Raw genomic sequence first — 4307 nt, forward strand, 5'->3', positions numbered from 1 at the left:
CGGTTTATTTAATACCATTATACAACATTAACGCGGTGTCGTGTTGAATTAAATTCACAAGAAAATAGCTGTCGAGACTTTCTCGACAGCCTGACAAGCTCCCTGATGGGAGCTTGTTTGCGTATGAAGCGGCTAAATGTGCCGTTGGCGTATGAGCAGTTGGAAGTGCCGTGTGGCATATGAGCCAGTTGGAAGTGCCGTGTGGCATATGAGCCAGTTGGAAGGCCGTGTAGCGTATGAGCAGGCTAATGTGCTCTATGGCGTATGAGCAGCTGATTGTGTTGTGAGCGCATGAGTAGGCTAACGTGCCTCCGAGCTGGACGTGCCGTAATGGCGTATGGGCCGGGGAGATGAGCCGTATGCGTTTGATGGGGCACAAGGCCGTTTTGCGTGAGAACTGCATGGGCCGTTATGCGTATGAACTGGCTGTATAGGCTGTTATTGGGATTTACCCAGTTGCAATCGTACGGTTTTTGGCTTCAAGAGGCAGCCAGTTAGTCAAGAACGATAACCGGTGAAAGAGTGTCTTTAACCGGATATGTCGAGAGGGTACCGGCCAGACGGTTAACTTCCGCTGCCGCCCTCTTCACCTTGACCGCCGCCTTCGCCGCCACCTTCACCCTCGCCGCCGCCTTCACCGCCGCCTTGCTCTTGCTTCTGATCCTCTTGCGGCTTCTTCTTCTCCACTTTAGGCTGAAGCTCGTCCTTCACGACGGATTTCAAAAGCTCCAGCACTTCCATGCGGAAGAGGGGATTTTGCATTGCCTCTTGCATGACGGTCATGGATTGCTTGCGGTAATCCGGCGTGTTGGTCAGTTCCAGGAACGACTTCATCACGTCCGGAGATTTCAGCATGTCCTGAATGGCTTTTTGATAAGTAGGGTCTTTAATCAACTGCATATGCAGCTGTTTGCTTTGGGAATTGATCGCTTTGGCGAAATCGCCGGCAAATTTCGGGTCGGTCATAATTTTTTCGATTTCTTTTTTATATTCATCCGATACAAGCGTGTCTTTAACAGCCATCCGGATCTCCTCGCCGGATTGGGCGGTCATCATCCGCATCCCCATCGACCCGGTGCTTCCGGAAGAACCGGACCCGCCTCCGAGCGCTTCTTCCACCGCTTTTTTTCCTTCGTCGGTCTTCAGGATGTCGACCACCATGGATTTGATCTCTTTATATCCAAGCTGAGGGGAAGCGCTCTGTTCCTGGCCGCAAGCGGTAAGCGTTATGGCAGCAACGAAGACGATAATACATAAACGAAATAACGGCCACTTCATTACCGTTTTCCTCCTTTTTTACGGTTCTGTGAATAGTATGCGATGCTTTTGCGGAAATATGTCGCATTCAGAATGGTTTTTTATTGTGAACGTTGGTAAAATAATGATCTGTGGGGGTGGAGGTTCGTTGAGCTTACGGAAGTGGTCCAAATTATTTTTGAAGACGATGCTCGTAGGGGCAGTAGCGGCCTTAATTGTAGGTCTGGGGCTGCAGCTGTTTAATGGCTTTATCGATTTTAAGGGAGTAGCCGATTTTTTAATATACCCACTGATTTTGTTGGGTTCTGGGGCTTTGGTGAGCGTGTATTCCCAGATGGGCTTTTTTGCCTACCTGACGTTAAATTATATGGGAATAGGCATATTCCGCAAAAAAACCTGGCAGTACATTCAGATCGTGCTAGCCGTTCTTGCGCTGCTTGAGCTGATGTTCTTCCGCACCTTCGTTGGCGGATCGACTAGCTTGGGACAAGATGTGGGCTTAGGGATTGCCATTCTGGTCGTTGCAGTCATTGTCGCTTATTTTAAAGTAAAGAGCACAAACGCCAATGCCTGGATACCGACGCTGTTCTTTATGATGGCGGTTTCTATTGTAGAAATCATCGGCGTCCTGCAGATCGGTGTGAGCAATGCCACCATCTTTATGGTCGTACCTCTTTTGATCTGTAATGCATACCAAATTCTGACGCTGCATAAAGTTACGCAGGATGAAAAAAAGAGCTAAACCTTAGCTCTTTTTTTATTACCGGTAGGAAAGCGGGAGGCAGCATCACAGCCCGCCGGCATCCTCAATATTTTTTTGAATCGAAGCATGGTCGCGTACCTCGGTGCCCTTTGTGCTTCCTTGCTGGAGCAAGTCGGTCACGGTGACGAACTCATACCCTTTATTGCGGAGTTCTTGAATAATCTGCGGCAGCGCTTCGTGCGTTTGCTTGACGGAGTCGCTGGCATGCATGAGCACAATATCGCCAGGATGCGCTTTGGAGACGACCCGGTCGACGATTTTATCCACGCCGATGTTCTTCCAATCTCTCGAGTCCGTATCCCACTGGATGACGGTGTAGTTCAGGCTTTCCGCAATGCTTAAGACCCGTTTATCAAAGTCGCCGTTCGGCATCCGGATTAATTTCGGTTCTTGTCCGGTCATTGAGGTTAAAATATCATGAGCCGACATGATCTGCTTCCGAATCTCCTCATCAGACAGGGAGCTGTAGTTCTCGTGCTTGAAGCCGTGGCTGCCGATTTCATAACCGCTTTCCTTGATGGCATTCACGATGTCCGGATGCGTTTTGCTCCATGGTCCGGAGAGGAAGAAGGTGGCTTTCTGGACTCCGTTGTCTTTTAGCGCCTTCAGAATGGGCTCTGCGCGTTTTTCTCCCCAGCTGATATCAAATGTCAAGGCTATCTGCTTCTTGTCTGTAGACACGCTGTAAATGGCCGACGGGCCGGTTTCAGAGAAAACCGAGATATTGTCGCTCTCCACATAAATGACGCCGATTGCAAATACCGCTGCGGCAAGAACAAAGAAAAACCGCTTGATCTTTCTGCCGTTGAATACATAAAAAGAATTCATAATACGATCTGCCCCTCTCCCTTCAGTGTGCAGTAGCTTGTTTACTTCAACATATGCTCGTACTTGTGAGTTATACCAATAAAGGAGGTACCGAATGTTTCGTTTTAGCAATTTTCTTAGAGATTTAACCACGATCCGGAAGGCGCTCATTCTTTCTGCCGTCTTGTTTGCCGGCGGGATTGCGATCGGGTGGGGATCGGATGAATTTGAGCAGCTGCTTATCAGCCAGCTTCAAGGGCTGGGGGAGATGAGTCAGGAGCTGCGGATGTCGGACAACCCGGAATGGAGCTTCTTTGTGTTTATATTTTTGAACAATAGCATCAAGAGTGTGCTGGTCATGTTGTCAGGCATATTGCTCGGGGTTATCCCATTCATATTCCTTCTCGTTAACGGCATGGTGATTGGGTTTTTGCTGAAAATCGTGCAGGCAAGCGGCGAGAGTCTGTTTGATCTCATTGTGAAGGGATTGCTCCCGCACGGGATCATCGAAATTCCGGTCATTGTGATTGCCTGCGGGTATGGTCTTGCTTTCGGCGGGTTAGTCTTCCGAAGCATGCTTGCATCAGGTGAGAAAAGAAGAGGGATCGGCACGGAGTGGCGCGGCTTCTGGCGCAAGCTGGGGACGGCATCGCTATGGGTCGTCGTGCTTCTGCTGGTCGCCGCCATTATCGAAAGTACAATTACATTGTGGCTGATGTCATAATTTTCAAGGAAATTGTGCATACCTAATAAAGCGGATCGAGCGTTGTTCTTCAAGAGTGTTAAGTGAAGCTTACAGCGCTCGCTGTTTTGAAAAACCAGAAATCGCTTATATTCGGTTTAGAGATCCGGCCATATCGGTTAATCAACCTTACATAGGCAAGAGCTGCTTTAACCCGATGAAAGTGAAATTTCATTGTTCGCTAATATATAAGGAGGTCCTATCATGCTGGGAATGCTATTCAATGAGAAAGAATGCAAAGAGCTTGATTATGTACTGCGAAAAGAACTGGATGAAATGCTGCTGGACTTAAGCGACCAACGATTGGACCAGAATATTAGACAGGCGATCGCGAATCGCTATAAGACGGTATTTCGCATGTATGCCCGCTTTGCTCCTCAGAAAGAACTCTCCAAATATGCGCGTAACGGGAAGTTCCCGCAATTCAAACACTAATTCGCAGAAAAAGTGTTGACGAACTCGCCGAGTGTGTGGTAAATTAATTTTCGCTTCCTTTCCGAAGGTGATGCCGCGGGTCGGCGGCCATCAAACTTCACCAAAAACTTCAAAAAACTTTTTTAAAAAAAGTATTGCAAAGTTGCTAGGAAGTATGATATATTATAAAAGTCGCCGCTGAGATGCGGATGACGAAAAGAAACGATGATTGATCTTTGAAAACTGAACAACGAGTGAGTAAAAACGAACCGCTTCGGCGGGGAGTTACAATAGAGAATTGAACAAATTCTCGTCAGTTTTTCT

Annotated in this window: 5 protein-coding genes; 3 read left to right on the top strand and 2 right to left on the bottom strand. The window is 47.9% G+C overall.

Features of this window, described 5'->3' with window-relative positions; genetic code table 11:
* Positions 1 to 564 precede the first annotated feature (564 nt).
* Positions 565 to 1278: a spore germination lipoprotein GerD gene (gene gerD, locus J2Z18_RS30175; protein ID WP_007132533.1), complete on the bottom strand. Its 714-nt coding sequence runs from the start codon at positions 1276 to 1278 to the stop codon at positions 565 to 567.
* 127 nt (positions 1279 to 1405) lie between these two features.
* On the opposite strand from gerD, the gene J2Z18_RS30180 reads away from it, so the two are divergent.
* Entirely contained in the window at positions 1406 to 1999 is a 594-nt protein-coding gene (locus J2Z18_RS30180) for a KinB-signaling pathway activation protein (protein ID WP_007132532.1), read from the top strand.
* A gap of 45 nt (positions 2000 to 2044) precedes the next feature.
* Here J2Z18_RS30180 and pdaB read toward each other — a convergent pair whose 3' ends face one another.
* Positions 2045 to 2848 carry a polysaccharide deacetylase family sporulation protein PdaB gene (gene pdaB, locus J2Z18_RS30185; RefSeq protein WP_007132531.1) on the bottom strand — a complete coding sequence of 268 codons (804 nt, stop codon included), beginning with the start codon at positions 2846 to 2848 and terminating at the stop codon, positions 2045 to 2047.
* 94 nt (positions 2849 to 2942) lie between these two features.
* Between pdaB and J2Z18_RS30190 the strand changes: the two genes are divergently transcribed.
* Both J2Z18_RS30190 and J2Z18_RS30195 read left to right on the top strand, forming a co-directional pair.
* Entirely contained in the window at positions 2943 to 3551 is a 609-nt protein-coding gene (locus J2Z18_RS30190) for a stage II sporulation protein M (protein WP_007132530.1), read from the top strand.
* A gap of 222 nt (positions 3552 to 3773) precedes the next feature.
* The gene (locus tag J2Z18_RS30195) at positions 3774 to 4004 is read left to right on the top strand and encodes a hypothetical protein (protein WP_007132529.1); all 231 of its coding nucleotides are present in this window, start codon (positions 3774 to 3776) and stop codon (positions 4002 to 4004) included.
* Positions 4005 to 4307: the final 303 nt, after the last annotated feature.

Origin of the sequence: Paenibacillus lactis, assembly GCF_017873605.1 — a bacterium.
Lineage (GTDB): Bacteria > Bacillota > Bacilli > Paenibacillales > Paenibacillaceae > Paenibacillus_AQ > Paenibacillus_AQ lactis.

Coding starts and splice junctions, on each gene's coding strand:
- gerD (WP_007132533.1), bottom strand. CDS start 1,278: ATGAAGTGGCCGTTATTTCGTTTATGTATTATCGTCTTCGTTGCTGCC.
- pdaB (WP_007132531.1), bottom strand. CDS start 2,848: ATGAATTCTTTTTATGTATTCAACGGCAGAAAGATCAAGCGGTTTTTC.
- J2Z18_RS30190 (WP_007132530.1), top strand. CDS start 2,943: ATGTTTCGTTTTAGCAATTTTCTTAGAGATTTAACCACGATCCGGAAG.
- J2Z18_RS30195 (WP_007132529.1), top strand. CDS start 3,774: ATGCTGGGAATGCTATTCAATGAGAAAGAATGCAAAGAGCTTGATTAT.